This window comes from Rhodanobacter hydrolyticus (assembly GCF_044904645.1).
Genome location: NZ_JADIKK010000008.1, coordinates 832,697 through 856,212 on the forward strand (window position 1 = coordinate 832,697; position 23,516 = coordinate 856,212).

The 23,516-nt window shown below is 60.4% G+C and carries 24 protein-coding genes and 1 pseudogene; 11 read left to right on the forward strand and 14 right to left on the reverse strand.

The window, feature by feature from the left end; genetic code table 11:
- Window positions 1–325: 325 nt before the first annotated feature.
- Both ISP25_RS06180 and ISP25_RS06185 read left to right on the forward strand, forming a co-directional pair.
- A complete protein-coding gene (locus ISP25_RS06180; RefSeq protein WP_404612479.1) occupies window positions 326–880 on the forward strand; it encodes a YaeQ family protein in 555 nt (184 codons plus the stop codon).
- A gap of 498 nt (window positions 881–1,378) precedes the next feature.
- Window positions 1,379–1,783 (forward strand): GFA family protein, encoded by a 405-nt coding sequence (locus ISP25_RS06185; protein ID WP_404612480.1) that lies wholly within the window; start codon window positions 1,379–1,381, stop codon window positions 1,781–1,783.
- A 311-nt stretch (window positions 1,784–2,094) separates the two neighbouring features.
- Here the strand turns inward: ISP25_RS06185 and ISP25_RS06190 are convergent, their stop codons facing one another.
- The 3 genes from ISP25_RS06190 to ISP25_RS06200 all read right to left on the reverse strand — a co-directional run bounded on the left by ISP25_RS06190 (window position 2,095) and on the right by ISP25_RS06200 (window position 4,033).
- Window positions 2,095–2,574: a hypothetical protein gene (locus ISP25_RS06190; RefSeq protein WP_404612482.1), complete on the reverse strand. Its 480-nt coding sequence runs from the start codon at window positions 2,572–2,574 to the stop codon at window positions 2,095–2,097.
- 101 nt (window positions 2,575–2,675) lie between these two features.
- Entirely contained in the window at window positions 2,676–3,311 is a 636-nt protein-coding gene (locus tag ISP25_RS06195) for a hypothetical protein (RefSeq protein ID WP_192154948.1), read from the reverse strand.
- 200 nt (window positions 3,312–3,511) lie between these two features.
- Window positions 3,512–4,033, reverse strand: a complete 522-nt coding sequence (locus ISP25_RS06200; protein WP_404612484.1) for a hypothetical protein — start codon at window positions 4,031–4,033, stop codon at window positions 3,512–3,514.
- A gap of 355 nt (window positions 4,034–4,388) precedes the next feature.
- On the opposite strand from ISP25_RS06200, the gene ISP25_RS06205 reads away from it, so the two are divergent.
- Window positions 4,389–5,141 carry a nuclear transport factor 2 family protein gene (locus ISP25_RS06205; RefSeq protein ID WP_404612485.1) on the forward strand — a complete coding sequence of 251 codons (753 nt, stop codon included), beginning with the start codon at window positions 4,389–4,391 and terminating at the stop codon, window positions 5,139–5,141.
- Between the two features lie 263 nt (window positions 5,142–5,404).
- Window positions 5,405–5,752, forward strand: coding sequence for a YciI family protein (locus tag ISP25_RS06210; protein WP_404612487.1), 348 nt, complete (start codon window positions 5,405–5,407; stop codon window positions 5,750–5,752).
- 182 nt (window positions 5,753–5,934) lie between these two features.
- Here ISP25_RS06210 and ISP25_RS06215 read toward each other — a convergent pair whose 3' ends face one another.
- Window positions 5,935–7,095, reverse strand: coding sequence for an AAA family ATPase (locus ISP25_RS06215; RefSeq protein ID WP_404612489.1), 1,161 nt, complete (start codon window positions 7,093–7,095; stop codon window positions 5,935–5,937).
- Between the two features lie 185 nt (window positions 7,096–7,280).
- Window positions 7,281–8,018 carry a hypothetical protein gene (locus ISP25_RS06220; protein ID WP_404612491.1) on the reverse strand — a complete coding sequence of 246 codons (738 nt, stop codon included), beginning with the start codon at window positions 8,016–8,018 and terminating at the stop codon, window positions 7,281–7,283.
- Window positions 8,019–8,294: 276 nt separating this feature from the next.
- Between ISP25_RS06220 and ISP25_RS06225 the strand changes: the two genes are divergently transcribed.
- Window positions 8,295–9,617, forward strand: a complete 1,323-nt coding sequence (locus tag ISP25_RS06225; protein WP_404616279.1) for an amidohydrolase family protein — start codon at window positions 8,295–8,297, stop codon at window positions 9,615–9,617.
- A 279-nt stretch (window positions 9,618–9,896) separates the two neighbouring features.
- Here ISP25_RS06225 and ISP25_RS06230 read toward each other — a convergent pair whose 3' ends face one another.
- Entirely contained in the window at window positions 9,897–10,292 is a 396-nt protein-coding gene (locus ISP25_RS06230) for an MAPEG family protein (protein WP_404612493.1), read from the reverse strand.
- An 81-nt stretch (window positions 10,293–10,373) separates the two neighbouring features.
- Here ISP25_RS06230 and ISP25_RS06235 point away from each other — a divergent pair.
- Window positions 10,374–10,499 (forward strand): annotated as a pseudogene (locus ISP25_RS06235) (IS3 family transposase); the annotation flags it as partial.
- A 20-nt stretch (window positions 10,500–10,519) separates the two neighbouring features.
- Here ISP25_RS06235 and ISP25_RS06240 read toward each other — a convergent pair.
- Window positions 10,520–11,701 (reverse strand): S41 family peptidase, encoded by a 1,182-nt coding sequence (locus ISP25_RS06240; protein ID WP_404612495.1) that lies wholly within the window; start codon window positions 11,699–11,701, stop codon window positions 10,520–10,522.
- A 108-nt stretch (window positions 11,702–11,809) separates the two neighbouring features.
- Between ISP25_RS06240 and ISP25_RS06245 the strand changes: the two genes are divergently transcribed.
- The 3 genes from ISP25_RS06245 (at window position 11,810) to ISP25_RS06255 (ending at window position 14,913) form a co-directional block, all read left to right on the forward strand.
- Window positions 11,810–12,295, forward strand: a complete 486-nt coding sequence (locus tag ISP25_RS06245) for an Lrp/AsnC family transcriptional regulator (RefSeq protein WP_404612497.1) — start codon at window positions 11,810–11,812, stop codon at window positions 12,293–12,295.
- A 247-nt stretch (window positions 12,296–12,542) separates the two neighbouring features.
- Window positions 12,543–13,934: a hypothetical protein gene (locus tag ISP25_RS06250; RefSeq protein ID WP_404612499.1), complete on the forward strand. Its 1,392-nt coding sequence runs from the start codon at window positions 12,543–12,545 to the stop codon at window positions 13,932–13,934.
- Between the two features lie 463 nt (window positions 13,935–14,397).
- Window positions 14,398–14,913, forward strand: coding sequence for a hypothetical protein (locus ISP25_RS06255; protein WP_404612500.1), 516 nt, complete (start codon window positions 14,398–14,400; stop codon window positions 14,911–14,913).
- Between the two features lie 226 nt (window positions 14,914–15,139).
- Here ISP25_RS06255 and ISP25_RS06260 read toward each other — a convergent pair whose 3' ends face one another.
- Window positions 15,140–15,664: a hypothetical protein gene (locus ISP25_RS06260; protein ID WP_404612501.1), complete on the reverse strand. Its 525-nt coding sequence runs from the start codon at window positions 15,662–15,664 to the stop codon at window positions 15,140–15,142.
- Window positions 15,665–16,083: 419 nt separating this feature from the next.
- On the opposite strand from ISP25_RS06260, the gene ISP25_RS06265 reads away from it, so the two are divergent.
- On the forward strand, window positions 16,084–17,724 hold the full coding sequence (locus ISP25_RS06265; protein ID WP_404612502.1) for a diguanylate cyclase domain-containing protein: 1,641 nt from the start codon (window positions 16,084–16,086) through the stop codon (window positions 17,722–17,724).
- 89 nt (window positions 17,725–17,813) lie between these two features.
- Here ISP25_RS06265 and ISP25_RS06270 read toward each other — a convergent pair whose 3' ends face one another.
- From ISP25_RS06270 to ISP25_RS06295, 6 genes are all read right to left on the reverse strand, one after another.
- On the reverse strand, window positions 17,814–18,332 hold the full coding sequence (locus ISP25_RS06270; RefSeq protein WP_404612503.1) for a hypothetical protein: 519 nt from the start codon (window positions 18,330–18,332) through the stop codon (window positions 17,814–17,816).
- Window positions 18,333–18,443: 111 nt separating this feature from the next.
- On the reverse strand, window positions 18,444–18,872 hold the full coding sequence (locus ISP25_RS06275) for a hypothetical protein (protein ID WP_404612505.1): 429 nt from the start codon (window positions 18,870–18,872) through the stop codon (window positions 18,444–18,446).
- 582 nt (window positions 18,873–19,454) lie between these two features.
- On the reverse strand, window positions 19,455–19,832 hold the full coding sequence (locus tag ISP25_RS06280; RefSeq protein WP_404612507.1) for a hypothetical protein: 378 nt from the start codon (window positions 19,830–19,832) through the stop codon (window positions 19,455–19,457).
- Window positions 19,833–20,105: 273 nt separating this feature from the next.
- Window positions 20,106–20,462 (reverse strand): DUF1428 domain-containing protein, encoded by a 357-nt coding sequence (locus tag ISP25_RS06285; protein WP_192154914.1) that lies wholly within the window; start codon window positions 20,460–20,462, stop codon window positions 20,106–20,108.
- 164 nt (window positions 20,463–20,626) lie between these two features.
- Window positions 20,627–21,091, reverse strand: a complete 465-nt coding sequence (locus tag ISP25_RS06290) for a hypothetical protein (RefSeq protein WP_192154906.1) — start codon at window positions 21,089–21,091, stop codon at window positions 20,627–20,629.
- 395 nt (window positions 21,092–21,486) lie between these two features.
- Window positions 21,487–21,906 (reverse strand): VOC family protein, encoded by a 420-nt coding sequence (locus ISP25_RS06295; RefSeq protein ID WP_404612509.1) that lies wholly within the window; start codon window positions 21,904–21,906, stop codon window positions 21,487–21,489.
- Between the two features lie 956 nt (window positions 21,907–22,862).
- Here ISP25_RS06295 and ISP25_RS06300 point away from each other — a divergent pair.
- Window positions 22,863–23,411: a hypothetical protein gene (locus ISP25_RS06300; RefSeq protein ID WP_404612511.1), complete on the forward strand. Its 549-nt coding sequence runs from the start codon at window positions 22,863–22,865 to the stop codon at window positions 23,409–23,411.
- Window positions 23,412–23,516 lie beyond the last annotated feature (105 nt).

The window sequence follows — 23,516 nt, forward strand, 5'->3', positions numbered from 1 at the left end:
GACAGGCCGTACTACTACGCGCGCACTGCGCGCGACTGCAGACCGATGATGCAAAGCGCGTAGGGTGGTGCATCTTGGGCAAATGAATTCGCTGCGCCAAATATGTCCAGCGGGCCGGCAAGATCCAAGCCTGCATGTCGTCATAGGCAAGCAGACCAACGGTCCTGGTGGGAGATTGCGCACTCATCGTGCGGGCACCGTGACCGACCGGGCCTGGCCGAAGTGGCGTCTTCGGCGTCCCAAGGAATAGGGTCACTACTCTCCGCTCCTCACCTGCGCTGCAACGCCGCGTAGAATGGGCGGTTTATGCTCCCTCAATACGCCCATGGCCCTCACCGCCACCATCCACAAGGCCGAACTGTCGATCAGCGACATGGACCGGCACTATTACGCCACCCATGCGCTGACGCTCGCGCGGCATCCGTCGGAAACCGAGGAGCGGCTGATGGCGCGCCTGCTCGCGTTCGCGCTGTATGCCGACGAGCGGCTGGAGTACGGCAAGGGACTCAGCGACACCGACGAGCCGGCGCTGTGGCGCAAGGCCTATACCGGCGAAATCGAACTGTGGATCGACGTCGGGCTGCCCGATGAAACGCGCCTGCGCAAGGCGTGCAACCAATCGCGGCAAGTCGTGGTGCTGGCCTACGGTGGCCACGCCGCCGACATCTGGTGGAGCAAGATCGCCGGCACGCTCACGCGTCACGACAACCTCAGCGTGCTCGCCATTGACCACGCCGACATGCAGCAACTGGCCGCCCTGTGTGAACGCGGCATGCGCCTGCAATGCCTGATCCAGGACGGTGAACTGCAACTCATCGCGGGCGACCTCACGCTGCCGATCCGCCCGGATATCCGCATGGGCGACTACGCCGTCGCCTGAGCCCAGCCGATCCATCCGGCGGAACCCCCGTCCAGGCATCATGCTTTCTCTGCTCGCCCAGTTCGTCCCCGCCGCCTGCAAGCGCGGTCCGCCGCAACCCTGGCAGGTTCGCATTCGATGCCGGGCCGCCACGCGTGACGTCCGCTGAAAGAAAAAGGACCCGGCGCAGCCCAAAGCTGTCACCATGATTCCGCGGCGAATCCACGCCCGCAGGAGCATCCCATGAAAGGCATGAACCAGAAAAAGAGCGACAAGAAGAAGCCCTTGAAGACGGCCAAGGAAAAGAAAGCCGAAAAGACCGCCAAGAAGGCCGCCAAGAGCTGACCGGTACCATCGCGCACCGAGAGGTGCCAGCTTCACACGCTTCCGCCTGCGCCACCTCGCGCCTAGCCGGCGGATGACAGCTTCCTCGGGCGCGTCGATGATCGACTGCATCGCGCTGAATTCGCCGCCGTTCGCCGTGCGTGAGGCATCCCGAAACCGTCGCCGAGGTATCCGATGGAAAGCCGAACCGCCTCCTGCTACTGCGGGCAACTGCGCATTGAAGTCCAAGGCCGGACCCTGGGCGCCGGCATCTGCCACTGCCTGGCCTGTCAGCGGCGTACCGGCAGCGTATTTGCGGCGCTGGCTGGCTACGCGGCGCCCTGGAAAATCGAAGGCGCGGCCACCGAGTTCGTACGCACCGGCGACCAGGGCGCCAGCTTCCGTTTCCGCTTCTGCCCGGTGTGTGGCAGCCAGGTATTCCACACCGAGGAAGGCAACGACGCCTTCGTGATGGTGGCGGTAGGCGCCTTCGCCGATCCCGACTTTCCGCCGCCGCAGGATTCGGTTTACGAATGCCGCCGGCACGCATGGGTGCAGTTGCCCGAAGGCATCACGCGTTACGACAAGGACCCGGACTGAGGCCGGCATCTACTGCGGCTAGCCATGAAAAAGGCGCGAGTGCCGGCGAAGGCGTGCAGGGCCATTTTTCGCATCGCCGAAGGCAATGATTCCCTGCGTCTTTCTCCTGCGCTCCGGGCCACTCAAAATCGGGTGACCACGCAAGGTTCCAAGCAATCCGAGAGGTGCACTTCGCCCCCGTTTCGGTCTCTCGTTTGAAGGAAGGATTTACGCGTCGCCCGCATACTGGACGGAAGCGCACACCTTAGCGCAAACCCAGGCTCCGTGAGCCCACGGCACTCTTTAGATAAATTAGCTCTTGTATTTCAAGATCAGGCCTTAAAAACATACATTGCGTTCAACGCATAATTTTTGGTGGAAATGTCTACGGATGATATTCCCGCGTAACCCGCAGCAACATCTTCTCGCTTGCCGCTCCTCAGCTTTACTATGTTCGCGACAAATACATCGACGCCCATTGGGGTTATAAGCCTGATTTTGTGATCAAGGAAAGCCTGTATCACATAGGCCACATTATTATAGAAATAGACACAGAACCCATGATTATATTCCGACGGATCGCCCATCAAAGTGACATTGAGAAACAAACCTGATGGATAAATATATTGCGAGCAAGGCCATTCTTGCGGATTCGCACTCAGCCGCTCCAAAATGGCCCCTGCGAAATTTACGCACGACAGTTTTGGCGAAGTCAACTGAGTACTTATGAGCGAGTTCAAGGACGGCATTTCCATCTTGAATTCCCTCAGGGCACCATGAACAGCCTCAAGGACTTGATCGACAGTAGGCATACAGCTTCCTTTTCAAATTGCAGCAATTCGAAAAAAGCATGACTACGTTGCAGATGATGAAGAAAATATCGCAGTCGCGCTTTGCGCCCCCATTCTCGCCTCTAGGGATTCTTTGCATCGAACGGAATCACCGATCCCATGTTGAGTGAACCCAGTCGTCCCGATTCGATGTGATAGCTTCCCGTCAACAGGACGCAGCGCGCCAAAGCGCCATTGGGCACGACATCGCGAATCTGTTGAAGCATGTAGGTATCGCGCAACTTCAGGCCTTCGGCCGATGTCTCCGCCGGACCCTTCATCTTCCCTTTGCCTGCCGAGACCCGGGTGTTGCAGTCCACGAGGAAGATATTCACGCCGCGTCGTACCGCAAACTCCATTACCCGGGCCGTCTTGACCGGATTTGTCTTGTCACCGGGCCACATGAGGCTGGATTGGGCCCTGAATTCCTGCCACGCCGGAATCTGGCTGATGTCCTCGGAGTGTGCTGCACGGTCCCTCAACCACCGACCCAGCTTCTGGCCTGCCGGAAAATCGAAGCCTAGATCGGCGGGCACGAACTCGACATCCTCCAGGAACAAGTTGTCCACGACACCGTCCTGGATCAAGTTGCACAACAGTCCGCGAGGATGCGGATTGACGTGGGTTTCGCCGATCATCAATCCCCTCGCCCTGGTGTCCCGATTGGCGGCGCGGCGCAAATCCGCGGCACGTTGCAATTCCTCTTCATCGAACGGCATCGACCTTCTCCTTAGCTCGAACTTTTCGTTCTCGAATCAAGAAAAACAGAAATCAGAGCACGCTGGGCTGACGCATTGAAGGGCTGCTTCTGCCGTCGCTTTCGCCACGAGATGACCGCCCCCTGCTCTGGCGTGGGCGACAAGATGGAAGCGGCTTGCCACCACTCCTGCCTCGAACCTACCGGCACCGCACCCAACGCCTATCGATCGCCTTTCAGCGCCACCCCCACGCATTCAGCCTTACAAGATGGGTCCGTATACCGAAATTTTGTGCGTGGCGTGTATCGACTGGTGATAAGGCCTCGACGGACTGCTTTCGACTGCTTCACTTCCTGGTTGTTGCCATAGACGCCAATTCCGCCCTTCTTGACTATGGCGAACGCGTGCCCCCTGCCGCCGCTGGAGCCACTTGGCCCCCAATTGGTTGCGTAATAGCGCCCGTCCTGCATGCCCTGCATGCCCACCTTGACGGTTTCCCAAGGCGTATCGGCGTAACGCGCCGCCAAAGCGAGCTTCTCGATTACCTTGTTGATGGTGGTGTCGTTCTCCAAATCGGAGGCCCGGGTGATCCAGCCCTTCCTGATCAGGAAATTGATCGTCGGATACACCCCCACGCCAAGCAACCGGGAGAACGTCATGGCGACACAGTTCTTGTCGTACGGGAGCATGCCATCCGGCTGCGAGTAATCGAGCGCCTCGCCGGTAATAACTTGCGCGACCATGGGCGACCTCCTTTTGCCTCGACAATCATCTGGCTGAAGGTGACAGACCTTAGGAGGCCGATGGTACACCCGTGGATTTGGCGCGCGGGAACGCTCCTGACTCCGCACCTGATTGAGCAATGAAAGCCGACGACAGCGGCTTGGCCAATCGAATGCGGACAAACCGAACCACACCAGACAGGTGAACCTGACCCTTTCGGCTCCAAAAGTCGGTTCTGATCGAACCTCACCGTTCCTACGATCCTGAAGGCGCGACGGTCTTGTCCGCTGCCCATCCCTCATCGCCCGATGACTTCATGCACATACCGCATCGCCAGCCCATCGCTAGGCTGCAGAGCGACACGGGAGAATCGCGATGCGCGGAACACGGTACGGATGGATGTTCGGCCTGATGCTGGCCTGCACGCACGGCGCTGCGCAAGCGGCACCAGCGCCGGACGCTCTGCGCAACCAGCTGCTGCAGATCACGCAGCAGTTGGTCGATGCGATCCCGCGGGGCGATCGCGGTCCCTGGCAACGCTGGCTCGCCGACGACGCCGTACTCGTCGACGAGTTCGGCCGCATTACCCACAAGGCCGACACCATGGCCTCGCTGCACCCGTTTCCGGCCGGCTTCTCCGGCAGCATCGAGCTGCGCGACGCGCACGTGCGCCAATACGGCGACAGCGCGGTGATGCAAGTCGAGGAATACGAACGCGAGACCGTGTTCGGCCAGCAACTGGTGGTGCGTTACGAGAGCCTGCTCACCTTCGTGCGGCAGGCCGATACGTGGAAGCTGGTCGGCTACGAGGACGTCACTCTCCCCACCGCACCGCCGGATCTGCACGTCGTGGGACTGACGTCATCCGATTACACCGGCACCTACCGCTATGCGCCCCGGCGCGCCTGGACCGTCGTCGACCAGCATGGCGTGCTGAGCTACACCACGCATGCCGGCGACACGGCAAACGTCCTGCAGCCGGTCGCGAAGGACGTATTCATGGGCAGCGACGACGAACGGAACCTCATCATCTTCCGGCGCGACGCCCATGGCCGCGTCGACACTCTGATCGAGCGACGCAAGTTCAACGACCTGCGATTGACTCGGGATCCGTCGCCGACGGGTTGATCAGAACGGGGCGAATTCAGTGACTGCGGGCACTCGGTGAATCTGACCCTGCTTTCGGTTGCCGATGCCGCGGCCGACTTCCAGGCAGTAGGGCAAGACCTGCGACCCGAGCCTGCGTCCCGTCCTGATCTCGCCATGTCGATTTCGACGGGCGCCATTCGTAGTGACCGTGGCGCGCCTCGACAGAACCGCCAACCCGACCGGCAAGATCCGCCGGATTCACGCCAGTCTTCACCTCCAAGGAGCCGCACTGCATGCGATACATGATGTTCATCAAGCACCCTACGGATTACGACCACAGCGACGTCCCGCCCGCCCTGTTCGAAGCGATGGGTGGATTCATCGCGGAATGCGCGCAAAAGGGCATGTTCATCGACGGCGCCGGGCTGAAGCCGCTCGCGAAGGGAACCCGTGTCCGCCTTGCTGGCGGCAAGGTGACCGTGTCCGACGGTCCATTCGCTGAAGCAAAAGAGGTCGTGGGCGGATACTCCCTGATCGAGGCCGCCACGCACGCGGACGCCGTCGAGCTGGCCACGAAATTCATGGAGCTGCACCGTACCTACTGGCCCGAGTTTGAGGGCGAGTCCGAGGTGCGCCCTCTGGAGGAGTGAGGGAGCACGGTGTCGGGGACCATTCGCACGCACAGACAGTGCCCCAAGCATGGTCCCTGACACTTTTTCTCCGCGCTCGACGGAGCCGAGGAGCAGGTTCAAGCCTCTCAGAGTGTCCCCGTTCCGGGTTCACTCTCTAGCCGCCTCAAATTGTCCATGGCACTTTGCGGAGCGCCAATTGGCTATCGCTCCGGCCAATGCCATGCCGGCTGGTCGAGCATGCCCTGCCCGCTCACCACCGTCTGGCTCAACTCCTTCTCCAGACGAATGGTGTGGCAATGCGGCTGGTCTTCCAGCGCCGCGATGAGGCGCGGCGCATGCGACACCACCCAGACCTGCGTGCGCATGGCGGCGTCGGCGATCAGGCGCGCCAGCGGTGGCAGGAGATCGGGATGCAGGCTGGTCTCCGGTTCGTTGAGCACCATCAGCGGCGGCGGCCGCGGCGTATGCAGGGCGGCGATCCAAAGCAGGTAGCGCAGCGTGCCGTCGGAGAGTTCCGCAGCCGACAGCGGACGCAACAACCCGTGCTGCGAGAAGTGCAGCAGGAAGCGGCCGTCCGTGTTGCCTACTTTGACTTCCGCGCCGGGAAACGCATCGGCGACGGCGGCATCGAGCGCGTCCGCGTCGCCGATTTCGCGGATGGTCTGCCACGCGGCGGCGACATCCCGACCATCGTGGCTCAGCACGGGCGTGCGCGTGGCCAGCTGCGGCAGGCGCGCCGGCGCATCCGCGTCCGAACGGAAATGGTCGTAGAAGCGCCAGCCGCGGATCGTTTCGCGCAGGGTCAACACCTCAGGGGCACTCTGCGCATCGGCGATCTGGCCGAACAGGCTCTCGAACGGATTGAGGTGCTGATGTATCACTCGCCAACTGCGCCCATCGCGCACACGCGCCATGCCGCCATCCCGATCGACCAGGGTGCTCGCCGCGCGCAGGAACGGCCCGTTCCAAATCGTCTCGCGCTTGATCTGCGGATCGAGCGCGAAAGCGCTCAACGATGGCTCCGGGTAGCCTAGATCGACGGCATAACCGAGGTCGTCGCTGGCGAATCCCAGGCACAGACGCACGGATTCCTGCCGCGGGCCACCCTGCACCGGCACCTCGCCGCGACGCATCGCACGGCTGATCGTCTCCGGCCCTGCCCACAACGCCGAACCCAGGCCGCCTTCGCGCGCGAGCGCCGGCACGATGCCCGCCTGCGCCGATTCGGCGAGCAAGCGCAACGCGCGGTACAGATTCGACTTGCCGCTGCCGTTCGCGCCGACGACGAGATTGAGCCGTCCCAGCTGCACGATCAGTTCGCGCAGCGAGCGGTAGTTCGCAACGGCAAGCGTGGTCAGCATGGGGGCGACTCCTTCGCTCAAACCAGCGCGGACTTTATAACGGGGTCCGGAGCGGGGCCAGAACAAGGCCAAGCGTCGATGTCGTGAGCATCCACGTGAGCCCAGCTGCATTTTCCGCGCGGGTGGGCCGCGAAGTGAACCTGATTCCGATATGGAAAGCGTCCCTGCCCTGTCTTACGACCCTGTCATGCAGGCTCTGGCGCTGGAGCCGGCGCCGACTTCCACGAAAGGATCAGGTAGGCGATAGCGAGAAGCGTAATCACGGCGCTCAGTTCCGCCGCCTTCGCGCAGAACGCGGGAAGTATCCGGTACCAGTGGATAGCGGCGACAAAAACCGCGAGCGCAAGCACGGGAACGGCCTTGAGATACCAGGCGATCCACTTCTCCGGGAACAGCAAGGCAAGCATGGCGGGTATCAACAGGACATCGGCCAGCGCGCCGACCTCGAGAAAGTGCAGTCCCATGCGAAAGCACTTCTCCGCTGGCCCGGAGTCACAAAAGACATTCGCGACCGCGAAGAGCCCCATGCCGAACAAGCTGGCCAGTCCCACCGACCACAGGCACGTTGCAAGCAGGCAGAGCCGGGCGACCTGTGCCCAGGTTTCTCGAAGGCGACCCCGCTCACTGGCCAGCAAAGCGAAAACCGCAACCTTTCGCTGGAACCACCGCCACGTGCTCGCAAGCGATCGCCCCGCCTTTCCTGGCGCCGAATGCGCTTCGATGCTCTCTTCGATGCGAAGCGTAACGATCCCGTCCGCGCCACTGTTTTCCAACGCCTCCACGGTGTAACCGCGGTCCGCAAGTACTTCCAGCAATGCGGCCCTGGCTTCCGGCAACAACCCGTCGCTGCGGTAACGAGCCAACAGGACGCGCGTATCCAACGCCCGGTAGTGGTGAAAAAAATCCTGCGCCTGCCCAGTCATTGGGACATTCCTCTTTGGGGGTTTCCGTTCCGCACTGACCGCTTCCACACCACCATCGAGGCCAAACTAGCGCACGCAACGGAGCCGCTCAAGATCGCGCCAGCGGAAAGAAAGAGAAACCGGAAAGCAGGGTCGATTCCCGCAACGCACGCTTCAAGAACGTGCATGCCGACCGCCGCTCCTAGCAGACTGACGCGCAAGACCGTTGCCGTTATGCTCCCCGGCACAGGCGTCATCGGCGAACGATGAAGCGCAGGCGGGGAGGCCCACGTGACCATGCATCGATTCCAGCGTGCAGCTGTCGCTTTGTTTGCAGCGACCATCGGGCTCGCAAGCATTCCCCAGGCGTGCCGGGCCGACACCGTGCCGAAACCGGCCGATCATCCCTGGCTGATCAAGGCCGACCGCGTCTTCGACGCGCGCAGCGAACAGACGCATTCCGGCTGGGTGGTGCTGGTGCAGGGCGAAAAGATCGCCGCCGTGGGGCCGGCTTCGCAAGTAAACGTGCCGGCCGGCACGCAAACCATCACCCTTCCGGGCACCACCCTGCTGCCCGGCCTGATCGACGCCCATTCGCACATCTTCCTGCACCCGTACAACGAAACCCTGTGGAACGATCAGGTGCTGAAGGAAACGCTGCCCTATCGCACCATCGAAGCCGTGCAGCACGTGCACGACACGTTGATGGCCGGCTTCACCGCCCTGCGCGACCTGGGTACCGAAGGTGCAGGCTATGCGGACGTCGACGTGCAGCGCGCGATCGACCAGGGCCTGATTCCTGGCCCGCACCTGTTTGTCGCCACGCGCGCCACCATCGCCGCGCATTGCTACGGTCCGGGCCCGCTGGGTTTCCGCGCCGACCTGGATCTTCCGCAAGGCGGCATCCCGGTCAGCGGCGTCGCGCAGATGATCGACGCCGTGCGCGACCAGGCCGGCCACGGCGCAGACTGGATCAAGCTCTATGCCGACTACCACTGCGGCAAGAGCAAAGGTGCCGTGCCCACGTTTACCCAGGAAGAATTGAATGCCGCGGTGGAAACCGCACACTCGATGAACCTGCCGGTCGCCGTGCATTCCACCACGCCCGAAGGCATGCGCCGATCAGTGCTTGCCGGCGTCGACACCATCGAGCACGCCTACGGCGGCACGCGCGACGTGTTCGAACTCATGAAGCAGCACAACGTCGCCTACATGCCCACGCTCGAGGCGGAAGCCGCTTACGCAGAATATTTCCGCGGCTGGAAGCCCGGCCTGCCTCCCACCGAAGACATGCAACAGGCGGCCCATGCCTTCAAGCTGGCCATGCAGGCAGGCGTCACCATCGGCTCGGGCAGCGACGTGGGCGTATTCACCCACGGCACCAACTACAAGGAGCTGGAGTGGATGGTGCGCGACGGCATGTCACCGGCGCGCGCGCTGCTTGCCGCCACGGCCGTCGATGCAAAGGTCCTGCGCCAACAGGACCGATTCGGACAATTGAAGGCCGGACTCGATGCCGACATCATCGCCGTCCAGGGCGATCCGACAGCGGACATCAGTGCCATCGAGCACGTGCCTTTCGTGATGAAGGGCGGCGCCATATACAAGCAGCCGCAATAGGCGGGCGGGCTCGGCCGGCCGCTTTCAAACAGGGCAAGCGTCGACTTCCTGCAACGCATGCGTCAAGAAAGTGCACCCTGCCCCTGTTTGATGAAACCCTCGCGCACCCTGCCGCCTACGTCGCCCATGGCGTAGCGCGGCCGGCCTGGCAGCGTAAACCGCGCAGTTGCCGGTATCACAGGCATGCCTCTGGGCAGCGAAGGTCCGCTACGGGTCGCGGATTGCATGGATCGGCGGTCCCGGCGAGACGCAGGGTGTCACACCGATCTTGCCATTCGGTCAGCTCGGACTGAACACGCCGGACAACACCATGACCAGCCCGACGACGGACACGGTCCAGACCAGGGTGCGCAGGTAAGGAATGCCAGCCGCATAAACCGGCAGGTAGACAACGCGAGCCCAGAAATAGAGTTCGGCACCAAGCGCCGTCCTGGCACCGGTGCGCTGCCCCACCACGACCACCAGCACGGCGACGGCAAAGAACGCGAAGGTCTCCAGGAAATTGCGGCTGGCGCGATCCATCCTTGCGGCCATCCCGGTCAGCGGCACCGCCTCGTCGCGATTGCCAGCGTTCCAGGTCATGCCACGCTGCACCAGCGACAGCAGCGTGGCCAGCAACAGGTAGATCAGCCCCAGCGCTGTCGACCACCCCAACATCTTCAGTTCGACCGGCATGTCGCGCCTCCCCGACTGGACCAGGCGACATGATGCGCCGTAAGGGGCGCCCGGTACTATCCGCAAGCTTCACCTCAGGGCTCCGGTGAGGGGCGCGTCCTCAAATACCTGACGGTCGCCGATGACGCCACGCACGAGGCAGTCGTCATCGAAGTCGAGCGGGGGATCTCCGGTATGGATGTGGCACAGGTGATGGATCGCCTGGCGTAGCCCCATCCCCCTTGTCCTTACTTGGGGGGATCGTAGTTGGGCTTCTCTTCCACACCCTTCTCCACCCGCGCCAGCGTCGCCTTCAGCCGGTCCAACTGGTCAGGATCCTTTGTCGTGACGATCTGTTTCTTGAGAATGGCCACGTAGGCGGTTTTCATCGCGTCAGCCGCAGGCACGGCAATATCCGGTTTGACACCGACATGCTCCCAGTTCGTATGCGTGACGGGGTTGACGGCACGGCCCACCGGAATGAAGGCGACGAAACCGTGGCCCAGTGCGAAGACATCGCCGGGATTGGCGCCGCCACCCGTGCTCGTACCCACCAGCGTGGCCCGCTTTTGCGTCTGGAAATCGTAGGCACATTCTTCGCCGCCGGAGAACGTGAGCGCAGACGTCAGCACATACACGGGCCTGGTGTAGCGTGGCCCGCTGACCGCAGCCGTCCAGAACTGCTGTGTCCTGTCGCCTTTGCGCCAGTACAAGTCGTTGAGGTGACGGCTATCGCCCTCGGCGAAGAAGTAGCTGAGCAAGGTGGCGACCGAGGAAGGATCACCGCCACCGTTCTTCCGCAGATCAATGATCAGTGCATCGCTTCCGGCAACCAGGTTCATCGCAGCGGCATATCCCGTCGCCACAAAGTCGGCCGGCAGAAAGCCGCGGATGTCCAGGTAACCCACGTTGCCCGGGAGTCGTTCCACTTTGGCGATGCCGTAGGCGTACTGGCTCGCCATCGTCCGCTGCTCATCGATCTGTTTCGGCGTAAGCGCCGTGTCGTCGTTTTCGTCCGGCTTGAAAGTTGGGTCATACATGATCCGCAGGTGCCGATCCATCCCGACCGACTGCAGGTCATGGGTCAATGCCTTGGCAAACGTGTCGCTCGTTGCGTCGTGCTCATAGGCATGGCCAGCGACCTTCGCGTCGAGTGCGGCAGCCACCTTGCCGGCGACGTCGGGAAATACGTAGTTCGCCTGCATCTGCTTGCCGAGACTCGCAACAACTGCCTGGCGGGTGGATGCGTCGACCGGACCGGCGGACGGGGCCACCTGTGCAACCGCCACGCCCAGTGGTGCCAGCAACAACACACACGACGTAATGACGCGACAAAGGCGCATGAATGCTCTCCTTGTAAAACAGCCGTTGATGAAAACCTGGCGCGGCACTGCCGTCTCGGTTCGCAGCCAACGTGACGCGAACGGCATGTGACCGCACTAAGCGCGGAACGATATCGAAAATGTCGCATGTAATGTTGTCGATGACATAATCTTGTGTCTTTACGCATGAAAACATCAAAACAAGGAGACTAAACGTTGCGAAACCATGCGATAGACGGCATCGACCGCAAAATCCTCAGCGTCCTGCTGACGCACGGAAGAACGAGCTTTCGCGAGCTTGGTGCGCAGGTCAATCTCAGCCCGAATGCCACGGCGGAACGCGTCGCGCGCCTGCAGGAGCGCGGCATCATTACCGGGTTCCAGGCCAACGTCTCGATGGAAGCCATGGGCTTCGGCCTGCACGCGTTTGTCGACGTGAAGCTCCAGCCGGGCGCCAGCATGGAGGCGTTCGAACAAGTCCTGCAAAGCATCGACGTCGTCCACGACGCCGTGTCGCTGACGGGTTCGTTTGACGCGCGCCTGCGCGTCGCCTGCAGGGACACCGCTCATCTTGGAGAACTCATCGAGTCGCTGCGCTCAGTCGCAGGCGTGCAGGAAACCAGCAGCACGGTTATCTGCCGCCCCCTGGACGTGACGGCGCGGGTTGGCAAGGTCGGAAAAGCATCGCGCAAGTCAAAATAGCTGCCGGTGTTCGTGCTGGTTCTCGCCAAAGCAGTCGTCCTTCACCTTCAACAACGGGGCCACAGGCGACCCTCAGTTAGGCGGTCCACTGGCCGGCGATGCTGGTCAGCTCAGTGCCGGGCGTGGTCAGCCGCGATGGCAATACCTGGTCGGCTCGGTGGCAATTTGCACCTCACCGAACCCGCACGACTTCCGCTGTGCGATAGTGCGATGGCGCCAACGAAAGGAAGCCATGGAGGACGGGAATATGGCAACGACAAAGCCTTGGAGCTTAACGCTGCTCCTTGCCTTCTCCCTTGCCTCAGCCGGCGCGCAAGCAACTTCGCCGAACGTGGCAACCCGGGTGACGATTCACTCGTACTGGGATGGCCTTAGCCCCCAATCGCCTCTCAAGACCGAACTGCTCATCCAGCGCACGGCCCACGGGTACGTGCTCAGCGGCGCCAGCAGCCATGGCAATAATTTCGACTCCGAGACAAAGCCCACCGTGGAAACCTACCGGTCGCGCACCGTTCCGGCCGAAGCGGTCGAACGTCTAGTGGCCGCATTACGTGCTCCGCCACAGGTTGAGGTGAGCCTCGCATCGCTAGGCGCGAGCAAGCACGATATGCATGCGGCACTGGGCTTCGTTGCACACGAATACGCGCAGTACGAAACCACTCCCACCTCGCGCGCCCGTTTCGCGGCGCTGCTCGAATCCCTGCGCCAACCGGAGACGTTGGCAGTCACGCTCACGCGCGGCTTCGCCGGGTTCCATACCGATGATGCCCCGCGCCTCTCGGTAGAGGTCGAACTGACCGATCACACCATTCTTTCGGCGCAAAGCAACTCCCAGCACTATCGGATGTTGCCTTGGACCACGCGCAACGGCGAGTCGACCTACGCACCCGCCATCGCCAACGCGCTGCACGCACTCATGCCCGGCGCGGCAACCAATCGCGAGCGCCTGAGCGGCCCCATTGATCTGGTTGAATTGATCAGGGCCGGGCTATCTGAACCGCTCGACCGGATTGACGCCGAAACGATGGCCGGCGCAGCCATGCAGGCATTGTCTTCGCATTTCAGGGTCAGCCAAGCCACCTATTTTGAAGCCGACGAAAACCATGGCGCACAGCTCGAGGTGAAACTGCAGCACCCCGGCTCACCGGATAACCTCACCCTGTATGTGTGGCTGCCACTCCACGGAGATGGGCTGGCTCACGCCGAAGACACTCGCGCGCGCCTCGATGCGGAACTGAGCCTCGTTGAGGCAACGCCAAGTGTCATGCGACGCGTGAGGGCCGCTCCGCATACGCTCTTCGTCATCAATGACCGGAACGACGTGCGCGTCCCTTACCGCAACATCGCCGCGCAATTCGTCGCGCAGATGCACGCGATGCATAAGCTGCCTGGACTGGAACGAGATGGCGCGTGGGCGCAGGGTGCGGTCTTGCTGGATGAAGGCGACCTACCCATTCGGTGGATAATCCTCCCCGACCATCGCGCCGTCCTCTGGAAGCGCTATTCGGGTGCCCCTGCCACACCCGGCACCATGCGTTGCGCATCCGAACCCGATGCCAAAGGCAACGTTGTGGAAACGGAGCTGAGCAACCTGTGCGAAGGCATCGTCTATGACACCGACGGGACCTTGAAGCACTGAACCAATTCCTCGTCGCTAACAACCAAGGTTGCCACTGACACCCTTTCCCTTGCGGTAGCTCTGCCCAGTGAACCCGGCACGTTTTCCCGCTTTAAGTAAGGTCTGATCAATCGGCCTTCTGCTCGTCATTCCTGCGCAGGCAGGACAAAAGCGAGCTATGCGAGCGTTGAACAGCCGAAGGCTGGCCCCGAAGGGGGCCGCGTAGCGAGTCATCCAGTGCCTTTGCGTTCAATGACCTGGAGACGCTGGACCCCAGTTTGACCAGCCTTCGGCTGTTGAGAAGCGCCTCGCTGGGATGACGAGCAAGATCAGAGTCTCCTTGACATGGCCGGCGCCAGCTTCCTGCAATGCATGCCTCAAGGCGCCGCCCTCGCTTGTTCAGGGCTTAGTCCGGAACTCCACTTCGATCCCCGTGGTCAACGCCATGGCGTACCGATGTGGACGCGCTTCGAAAGGGGACTCAATGAAGAAGCAGGCGAATAAGGCCGCTGTTGTTGCCGCAGGTTTGTTGGTTGCGATGCAGGCTTTCGGAACGGACACGGTCAGCGCATCTGGCGCGGATCGGGATGTGGCGGCGCTGCATGCCTTGTGGAATGCCTATGAGCACGCCGTGGCGACGAAGGACGCCCCTGCATTGCTGCGCCTGTACGTGAGCGCAGATGCGCCCGTGCGGGGTGGCTTCGCCCCCAAGTCCTATGCGCTCGTGACTGCCGCCAACAAGCAGCCCGTACCGCGCACCCTCCTGATCACCGCCAAGGAAGACGTCGCCGGCGAGGTGAAACTTCCAACCGACCAGATCGAAAATCTCGACATCCATTCCGACGGCGAGGTCGGCTCGATCTCGTTCGACTACAGGGCGAAGGTGGGGCACGGACGCATCGTCTGGACAACGGTCCTTACAAACGATGGATGGAAAATCGCTTCCGTCGTCTATTCGATCAACCTGCCCACGGCGGATCGCGCGGGAGCCGCGGGCTAAGGTAGCCAATGCCCCATAGGATCTGTGCCGGCTCGCTCGCTGCCACTCGGATAACGTCGGGCATCCTCCCTCTTGCCAGAGCGCTCAGTGAAACCAAGGGTCAGACTCAGACACCCAAAAGCGAACCCGCTTTCTTCCGACCAGCTGAGCCCTCAGGATCGGGCGGCTCCGAAAAACCCGCAGCCACACCGGAAAGTCAGACGTCATACCTGCTTCCCAGGTTCCTTCAGAAAAACAGCTCCATGATCTCTTTCCGGTTGCTGCCGCGCCCATCGGATTCTTTCTCGAAATCCTCGGTCACCTCGGGCACCAGGGCCTCGAAGATGTCCTGGGCGAACCGCCTGCAGTTGCCCTTGTCGTAGCTGGGATAGAGTTTTCGAACCTCGCCGAAAGCCTGGAAGACCCTTCGGCAGGTAATCGTATTGCGACTGACATGCCGCTCGACAAGCGTGTTGTACTTGCTCGCCGAGGCGCCGAGCTGGAAGGTGTCCTGGCCGTTGTTTCTCGAGATCCGAAGCAACACCGGCCGATACCGAAGGTACCCGCGTTTCACCAGCGTCGTAGGGATGGTCTGGCCGAGCTCGATCATGAGCTCCTGATGATGGGATCCGTCCCAGCCCGTGCCTCTCAATGCGATCGACCGGACGAAGTAATGCTGGTACTTGCTGAAAGGAAACTCCGCATTCAACTTCAGCGAGTTGTCCGTTCCGCCCCTGCCGCGGTTAGTGTCATCGTCCCAGATATCATCCATGGCGCCGCTCCTGTTGATGGCCCTATGAGGTATTGCGCAATCGGGCGCGCGATTCGGTCAGCAGATGCCGCGGGGCGCACGCCGGACAAGGAGTGGACCCGATACGCCCCCTTTTCCCCCGCTCTCGCCCGAATAACTCCCGCTCCGAATAAAGCGCGTCCTGCCGCAGCGCGCAGCAGATTGATCTCGCCCAGGCTGCCCGGGCCCAAGCGACCGTTGTTCGCGAAACTGCTCCCCTGAAAACAGGAAGCCCGAGCCGATGGCCGCGGCTTGATCGCCCCTCTCGCCTATCCGCCGCTTATCCGCCGGACGCTGAAGCTGCCGCCTTGGGGGCGCCCGATGGGCTGCGTCATCCCGGCCCGACCTTCACGCCAAGGGGCTGGACTCGACGCTCACGCATCGGTGAGCATAAGCGGCAGATGCCTGTCCCTCCCACGCCGCCCGAAGAATTGCTGCAGTTGCTACCCGACGCGGTGGTGCAAACGGACGCACGGTGGGTCATCACCTACCTCAATCCCGCCTGGCACAAGCTCACGGGTTACCCGATCGACGGGACGCTCGGCCAGTCCCTGCTCGACTTCGTGCATCCCGACGACACGGGCGCCTTGAGGGCAGGCATGCCGGTGTTCCGCCTGCGCTTCGCCGACTCGGCCCATCGCTGGATGCGCCTGCAGTTGCATCCGAAGACCGACGCCGCGGATCGCGTGCTCAGTCGCCAGGGTGTCCTGATCGAGATCACCGAGATCAGCGAACAGGTCCTGATGGAGGACCGCCAGCGCTTCCTGCGGCTGCTTGAAACCATCGACGGCGTCGTCTGGGAAGCCGAGCTCGGCGTGGGCAATACCTTCCTCAGCCCGCAGGTCGAGCGCCTTTTCGGCTACTCGGTGGAAGAGTGGCGGGCCGACCCGGGTTTCTGGCGGGCGCACGTGCATCCCGACGACCTGGCGGAAGCCCTGGTCATCGACGATGCCGCGTACTACGCAACGCACAGTTACGCGTACGAGATGAGTTACCGGTTGATTGCCAAATCCGGCGATGTCATCTGGGTGCGCGACCTGTGCCGCGTGGATGTCGAGCACGGCCGCCCGAATCGCATGATCGGCCTGATGATCGACGTGACCGAACAGAAGAGTACCGAACTCGAACTGGTGCAATCCGACAACCGCTATGCACTCGCCACCCGCGGCTCCAACGACGGCATCTGGGACTGGAACCTGCAGACCGGCGTCCTGCATGTGTCGCAGCGCTTCAATGAGATTGTCGGGCTGAGCGACACCGGCCACCTGCATGAAGACGGCTGGCAGTTTCTGCAGCAGCTCATCGATCCCGATGACCTCGAGCGCGTGGAGGCTGCCTACCGCAGGCACCTGTCGGACCATCACCCGAACTTCTCCGTGGATTTCCGCGCTCGCCATGGATCGGGGCGGCCGGTATGGCTCAACTGGCGCGGCATCGCCCAATTCGAAGACGGCGTCGCCGTGCGGATGGCCGGATCGCTGAGCGACCTGGCGGAACGCGGCAGCTCGTACGACGCCTTGACCAACCTGCCCGGCCGGCCGTTGTTCCGCGATCGCCTCGAACACGCCATCGCGCTGCATCGGGACAGCGCTTCGAAAGGCGGCGACGCGCCGTCACACGAGGACACCACCCCGTTCGCCGTGCTGCTGTTGGACCTCGATCGGTTCAAGGCCGTCAACGACACCCTTGGGCACCATGTGGGCGACCAACTGTTGCAGCAGGTGGCACGCCGGCTTGAATCCTGCGTCCGTGCCATCGATTTTGTCGCCCGCATGAGCGGCGACGAGTTCAACGTGCTGCTTGAGTCCATCGACCACGCGGGCGCCTGCGACCGGGCCCGGCAGATTGCGACCGCCCTCGCGGCCCCCTATCGGATCGACTCGCACACCGTGACCTGCGGCGCGAGTATCGGCGTGGTCAACAGCCAGGTCGGCTTCACAAGCACCGACGACTACCTGCGCGCCGCAGACGCCGCCATGTACCAGGCCAAGAGCCATGCGCTGGGCGTGTATGTTTTTTCGGGGGATGGGGACGCAAGCTGACGAGTGCAGGCCCACTTCCCACAAAGGTACGAGTGAACCTGCTCTGTTCTTGCAGCTGCGCCGTGCCGACCCGGCGCTTGATACGCACCTTACTTGGCCGCTTTGACCATCACGGTTTTGACCATGTGATCGAATCGCTTCTGGTCCTCGCCAGTTTCTGTGCCACCCATCAAATAAAGAAGCGAAGATTTACCTGTTACATTCATCACCGTCACGTGGATGAGGTGCCCGCCGACAATGACGCTACCGGTCCCTTTTGCCCACTCTCCGCGTTCATCCTTGAAAGTCGTGGTCTGAATGCTTCGCACGCCAAACGACTGCGCCGCACCCACCAGGCTCTTCATCCGCTCTTTCAGATTCGGCGGTGCCGAACCGTCCTCGCTTGTTGTGCATTGAGCAATGAACAACGGCGGTTCGTTGGCGTTGGTGACGGCTTGCAGCGCATGCTTTCCATCCGGAGCCACGTGGTCTTCCACATGAGCGGGGCCGGGCACCGTGACGGAAAAGTTGCAATAAGGAGGCGCATATGACACATCCCCGTCGGCCAGGGCCATACCGGATACCGCCAGAAAGAGTAGGAGTATCGAACAGCGTTGATGAATAGGCATGGATAATTCCTTTGATGGTTCGGATCAAGAACAGGACCCAAGAACGGAGGCACATTCACTTCCATAAGCTGGATAAATTAACCCGCCTCCGTTTGTTTCCCTACATCGCTGTTAGGCACGTGTTTGTTCAACGCCATCCTGGATGGCCTTCTTGAGGGTATCCAGGTTGATATCCTTGAGCGCTTTGAACTTGATGCAGTACCCGGTGACATTCGCCTTGCCGATCGAGTCGCCGTACTTACTCTGCAGATACTTCTTGTCGTCCATGCCCATGATGTAGACCGACAGCCCCGCCGAGTTGGCGCTGATCCCTGCCTGAAATACTTGCTTGGTCTTGCCGTTGGCGTATTGCTTGCCAAGCGTGCCGTAACCGATGCACGGGTTGGAGACAATCTTGCCGCTTTCGTCCTTGCCGTCGAGGAACCACAACTTGCAACCCGGGTTCATGTCGAGAATGGCGCCATGGAGCTTCCGCATATCGCCCTGCTTTGGCTCCGGCAGGGCTTCGAGATAGCGGCTGATCTGAGCCTTCGTCGTCATGGTGCGCCTCCGGTGGGCTTGGTCCTGCGCCTGACTATCGAAACATACGGATAATGGGACGGGGATGCGTAGTCTTGGAACGGCTGCTTTGGTCGATAGCGGACAGAATCGCTATCTCCTTACCCTAAATTTCGGCTCGCCCTTTTCGCAAGACATCTCGTAAGTAAGTCCGCCTTCGAACTTGTGCCAAACACTGGGTGGATTGTCTACAAAGATGTAGCCGGGACAGCTGTAACCGATGTCACGGTCTCCTGGGGCTAAGTGGACCTCCAGCGAAGGCTCGCGAGGCAATGCATAGTCGCCAACCATGTAAATACCACCAAGCCTGTCCAAGGGTCGGTCACCTTGGACAAAGATGAGGGTGGCGGCCAATTCTTTTGCCGCAGGCGATGTCGTGGCGCAAGAAACGAGCGCCAGGCTTACTAGGCAAGCTAGGAGTTTGCCAATCACAAATCCCCCAAGGGCGCATTAATCCAACTGTTGCCCGTTTTTGGCTCGATCCGGGTCGAGATTGGATCTTGTGGCATGCACCTTAGCCCGTTCAACTCTCAACCAAAACCTCGCCGAATGATGGATCATGCCTCACTCGTACACAGCAGCTTCTTCGCCGAACTCAAATTCGACAGCGGTACGAACTAAAGCTGGATAGGCAAACCAATACTGGCGTCGGGTGGCATCCGTCACGAATGCAGCGCCGTATTCTGCTATGGCATCCCGGCGCTCCCAATTCGATAGACGACTACGATCAAGCCGAAGTAAGGCTCGCCTGTGCCTCGTCATGAGTCGCTTAAAGTCGCCGACAGAAGTGATCCCGAAGCGCACCAATTCCTGGACAAGCTCTTCGAACGGTGCTTCGCCATAGTCGTTCTTTTTCGGAAAGTGGCGCGACATCACGTGGCGAATAGCATCACCGGTCAGCGGCCTTGCGTAGATAAGTTGCCTCGCCGACTGCCTATTCACTTCCTCTCTCCGGAAACTATACGATTTCCGCCTCGGGTCGAGAGCGGACCTTAGCTCACGTCGCCAGCCAGCTGCAGTTCAGAAGAAATTCTTTACCAGCACGTAGACCACGAAGGCAAAGAAAGCCGCAAAAGCCATCCACCATACGATCTTTCCACCCCTGGTTTTTGGCGATGTGCCGCCTACTCCCGCCATGGCAATTCTCTCCTTTATTTGAATCCGCTCTGGGCCAGAAGCGGACGTTGCTTTGAAAGCGCCCAGCTCAAGGCCTCCCTAGCCAGGAAGGCTAACCACTGGCATGAAGCCGCCAAAGATCATGCGCTTGCCATCGAAAGGACAGTCCGCGGCGGCTTCCATGCGCGGATCTTGCATAAATTTCGCCATGCCGGCATCGCGAGCGGCCTTGTCGGGCCACTCCACCCAGGAAAACACCACGGATTCATCCTGCGTCGCCTGCACAGCGCGGCGAAAGTCGGTGAGCTTGCCATCGGGCACGTTGTCGCCCCAGCACTCCACCACCCGGATAGCGCCGTACTCCACGAAAATAGCGTCAAAGGTGCGGGCGTGCTCGATAAACTTCTCGCGGTTGACGTTGGGTACGGCGATCACGAAACCATCGATGTAGGACATGATTGTCTCCTTGGCTGAAGCGTGGACGGTATGGTCACCTTCATGGGTGCGACGAATGAGCGCCTGCGGGATCGACACGGGGCCTCTTGAGAAGCTGTCCGCTTTGGGTCGAAAGCGGACATACGGACATCACGCCAACTCGGGTCACTCGTCAAGCGTTGCCGTCATTTTGAGATGGACGCTAATAACACCGCATAGGCTTTCGGCATCAGCCGATCGAAGCGCTCACCGCCCGTGGAAAGCAAGTTTGCCAGCCCATCGCACACTTCCGGCTTCGCTTCTATGCCCGACGAAATTGCCTGGCGACGATCGTTCAGTCGCAGCGTGATGCGATTGGCGAGTGCAGGACTGTGGCGAAGTACGGCAACTTCTTTTGAACTCGCCTCCAGAGCTGCGGCGTTATTTTTTCGCCAAATGGCGTAAGCGCTTTGAAATTGATTTGATCTGGATGGATATATTTGTCCGCATCGCGTCATCGCCGCGTCCTTCATGGCCTCATCTTCAGCAACCAACATGGCAGCCTCCCCAAGATTGCTGGAGTCGGGAACTCTAGTTTGCGCAAAAATTCGACCGCTAACGGAAAGTAATTCCATGAAAACCAGGCTCAACAACAAAAATCGATAGCGCATTTCTTTCCCCCATTGATTCCACGATCCACTTCGAAAAACATATCAGGCGTCCGCTTTCCCAAGCTGCAGCCAAGCGAACCTGAAACACTCTTCCGTTCAAGCAGGGTCAGAACCGGCTTCCCGCAGCTCGCGCCTCAAGGAAGTGCGCCCTGCTCCTGTTTGTTCCTTCGTATCCGGGTCACTCCGCATTCGATTTCTCGCTCGGGCGCAGCCAGAGACTGAGGGCGACCATCGCGAGCACCAAAACCCGGGGCAGAGTGGACTTTCCGAAGCATCAAATGAAAGCACACTCTGCCCCCTGTTCCGACGATATCGATGTCCCGCAACAAGACATAGGCCATCTGTCGATGCTTTCTGCGTGCCGATCGGCCTGTGCACGGGCGAACCTCCCATTCTCATCCGAGTTGCTCGGCAAGCCCGACAATGAGGCCTTCAGGCCCGCGGATGTAGGCAAGCCGGTACGAGTTCTCGTACTTCATCTGGCCAATGAGTTCGGCGCCATGAGCCCGCATGTGCGCTACGACAGCATCGATATCCTCGACAGAAAACATGATGCGACGCAGGCCCAGCGCGTTCACTGGCGCGTCCACAGGCCCAAACCTGACTGCATCGGGCGTGTGGAACTTGTCCAGCTCGATGCCTTGCCCATCGGGAGTGCGCATCATCGCGAGGGTGGCCCGGACATCCTTGAGCCCGATCAGGTCCCCTATCGCAGGCCCTTCAACCGTCGTCTGGCCTTCCAGCTCAAGGCCCAGCTCAGTGAAGAACGACTTCATGGCTTCGAGATCGTCGACAACGATGAGAACGTTGTCCATCCGTTTAAGCGTCATGTCATTGAGGCCCTTTTTCAGTGATATCGGCTGGGTCGAAAGCAGACGTTACGATCAGCAATAGCGATCCCCGACAATCCTAGTTACTTGATCACCGTCCCTAGCGTGAAATTTGCGATGTTCCAATCTCGAACTTGCCCGTCGGATTTCCGCACTGCATACCAGCCAACCAGTCCGCTCCCTACCCAATCAGTCCCGCCACCCATTGGGGCAGGATAGTTGGAGCGTAGTGAGAACACGTAGTAACCCTTTGGCCCCATCTTCGCGTCTTCGCAACGATACTCATCATCACCGTGCTTCGCGCCGAGCTGCTTGCTTATAACGGTTCTGAGGTGGTCGCACGCGCCCCTCACTGGCATCGTGTCTCCCAACTTGCCACCAAAAGGTGAGGCACAGACGGACGACCCCGCGAAGAGCAGCAGAGCGCCCAAGCCTAGCTTGCGGTTCATCATGATTGCTCCGTGTTTCCACCACGTCCGCTTCGGGTCGAAAGCCAACCTGTTCTAGCTTCTCACGCGCCGAGGCAGTCATCGCAAAGCTCGGGCAGAGTGGACTTTTCAACGCATCGACATCAACAGAAAGTGCACCCAGCCCCTTGTTACTCTTTAAGAGGCACGCCGGCACTTTGCCCCGGCGCCGCTCTGCTCGACTAACGCGACCAGTGACAATCCTGTTTGGAACTGCACAGGGCTCACGACCATGAGGAGACGCTTGTGGAATACGGTAAATCATCCCTCAACACTGTCGCATTATCTTACGACAAAGGTCTGAAGCGCGGCGCTAATACAGGAATAGTGCGCATGTGCAAAAGACCGCCTCGAATATGATATCGTCGAACTGCTGGGCTCTGTAACAAGTGGCAGTATAAATGCCAACGATTCCGAGATCAGCATGGAAGTGAAGATGCCAACTCATCGACCACGTCTGCAAAGGAGATTGAAATGAAAATCCTAGTATCGGCGTTATTGGTTGCGACAGTTACATTGATCTCTTATGGCCCAGCGTATGCGGCACCATTTCAAAACCAAGGAAGCAATTCTTCAGCCGAAAAACAAATGCTTTTGGCCCAGAAAACAAATCTGTCGACTGCGCTAATTAAAAATCAGGGTGAGCTCCAGCGGTTCATGCAAAGCAACTATAACAATGCAGATAATCCGCTCAACAAATTACCGGCCGCGGCCAGAATGCACTTTGTAGATTCCTTGGTTTTTCGTAGCGAAGGGTTAGCCTCTTTCAGCTACGATGATCTCAGAAATTTGTCTGTTACTGATGCATATAGAATCCTCTCACTGTTTGGCGCACAGGATTCAATCGGGAGCATACCGAATATTAAGCCGGTTACCGATGTAGATTACAACATACTGGCAGCATCGCCACAGCTTTATCCGCCTTATTTGCAGGACAATATTTGCGGATCTCCGAGCGGCAATGGGCAATACAACTGTGTTGGCGCTAGGAGCTATACCTGTAATCCAAATACCTGCCACTAGCAATTCGCTAAATTTAAATAAGCTCCCCCAGTTCTGCTGGGGGAGCTTATCCATCGCACATACAGGCGCCATGCCTTGCCGCATAAATCAGTGCCGGGTGACCCA

Excerpts from the sequence above, each read along its gene's own strand:
- ISP25_RS06180 (WP_404612479.1), top strand. The coding sequence starts at position 326 with ATGGCCCTCACCGCCACCATCCACAAGGCCGAACTGTCGATCAGCGAC.
- ISP25_RS06185 (WP_404612480.1), top strand. The coding sequence starts at position 1,379 with ATGGAAAGCCGAACCGCCTCCTGCTACTGCGGGCAACTGCGCATTGAA.
- ISP25_RS06190 (WP_404612482.1), bottom strand. The coding sequence starts at position 2,574 with ATGCCTACTGTCGATCAAGTCCTTGAGGCTGTTCATGGTGCCCTGAGG.
- ISP25_RS06195 (WP_192154948.1), bottom strand. The coding sequence starts at position 3,311 with ATGCCGTTCGATGAAGAGGAATTGCAACGTGCCGCGGATTTGCGCCGC.
- ISP25_RS06200 (WP_404612484.1), bottom strand. The coding sequence starts at position 4,033 with ATGGTCGCGCAAGTTATTACCGGCGAGGCGCTCGATTACTCGCAGCCG.
- ISP25_RS06205 (WP_404612485.1), top strand. The coding sequence starts at position 4,389 with ATGCGCGGAACACGGTACGGATGGATGTTCGGCCTGATGCTGGCCTGC.
- ISP25_RS06210 (WP_404612487.1), top strand. The coding sequence starts at position 5,405 with ATGATGTTCATCAAGCACCCTACGGATTACGACCACAGCGACGTCCCG.
- ISP25_RS06215 (WP_404612489.1), bottom strand. The coding sequence starts at position 7,095 with ATGCTGACCACGCTTGCCGTTGCGAACTACCGCTCGCTGCGCGAACTG.
- ISP25_RS06220 (WP_404612491.1), bottom strand. The coding sequence starts at position 8,018 with ATGACTGGGCAGGCGCAGGATTTTTTTCACCACTACCGGGCGTTGGAT.
- ISP25_RS06225 (WP_404616279.1), top strand. The coding sequence starts at position 8,295 with ATGCATCGATTCCAGCGTGCAGCTGTCGCTTTGTTTGCAGCGACCATC.
- ISP25_RS06230 (WP_404612493.1), bottom strand. The coding sequence starts at position 10,292 with ATGCCGGTCGAACTGAAGATGTTGGGGTGGTCGACAGCGCTGGGGCTG.
- ISP25_RS06240 (WP_404612495.1), bottom strand. The coding sequence starts at position 11,701 with ATGCCGTTCGCGTCACGTTGGCTGCGAACCGAGACGGCAGTGCCGCGC.
- ISP25_RS06250 (WP_404612499.1), top strand. The coding sequence starts at position 12,543 with ATGGCAACGACAAAGCCTTGGAGCTTAACGCTGCTCCTTGCCTTCTCC.
- ISP25_RS06255 (WP_404612500.1), top strand. The coding sequence starts at position 14,398 with ATGAAGAAGCAGGCGAATAAGGCCGCTGTTGTTGCCGCAGGTTTGTTG.
- ISP25_RS06260 (WP_404612501.1), bottom strand. The coding sequence starts at position 15,664 with ATGGATGATATCTGGGACGATGACACTAACCGCGGCAGGGGCGGAACG.
- ISP25_RS06265 (WP_404612502.1), top strand. The coding sequence starts at position 16,084 with ATGCCTGTCCCTCCCACGCCGCCCGAAGAATTGCTGCAGTTGCTACCC.
- ISP25_RS06270 (WP_404612503.1), bottom strand. The coding sequence starts at position 18,332 with ATGCCTATTCATCAACGCTGTTCGATACTCCTACTCTTTCTGGCGGTA.
- ISP25_RS06275 (WP_404612505.1), bottom strand. The coding sequence starts at position 18,872 with ATGACGACGAAGGCTCAGATCAGCCGCTATCTCGAAGCCCTGCCGGAG.
- ISP25_RS06285 (WP_192154914.1), bottom strand. The coding sequence starts at position 20,462 with ATGTCCTACATCGATGGTTTCGTGATCGCCGTACCCAACGTCAACCGC.
- ISP25_RS06290 (WP_192154906.1), bottom strand. The coding sequence starts at position 21,091 with ATGCGCTATCGATTTTTGTTGTTGAGCCTGGTTTTCATGGAATTACTT.
- ISP25_RS06295 (WP_404612509.1), bottom strand. The coding sequence starts at position 21,906 with ATGGACAACGTTCTCATCGTTGTCGACGATCTCGAAGCCATGAAGTCG.
- ISP25_RS06300 (WP_404612511.1), top strand. The coding sequence starts at position 22,863 with ATGAAAATCCTAGTATCGGCGTTATTGGTTGCGACAGTTACATTGATC.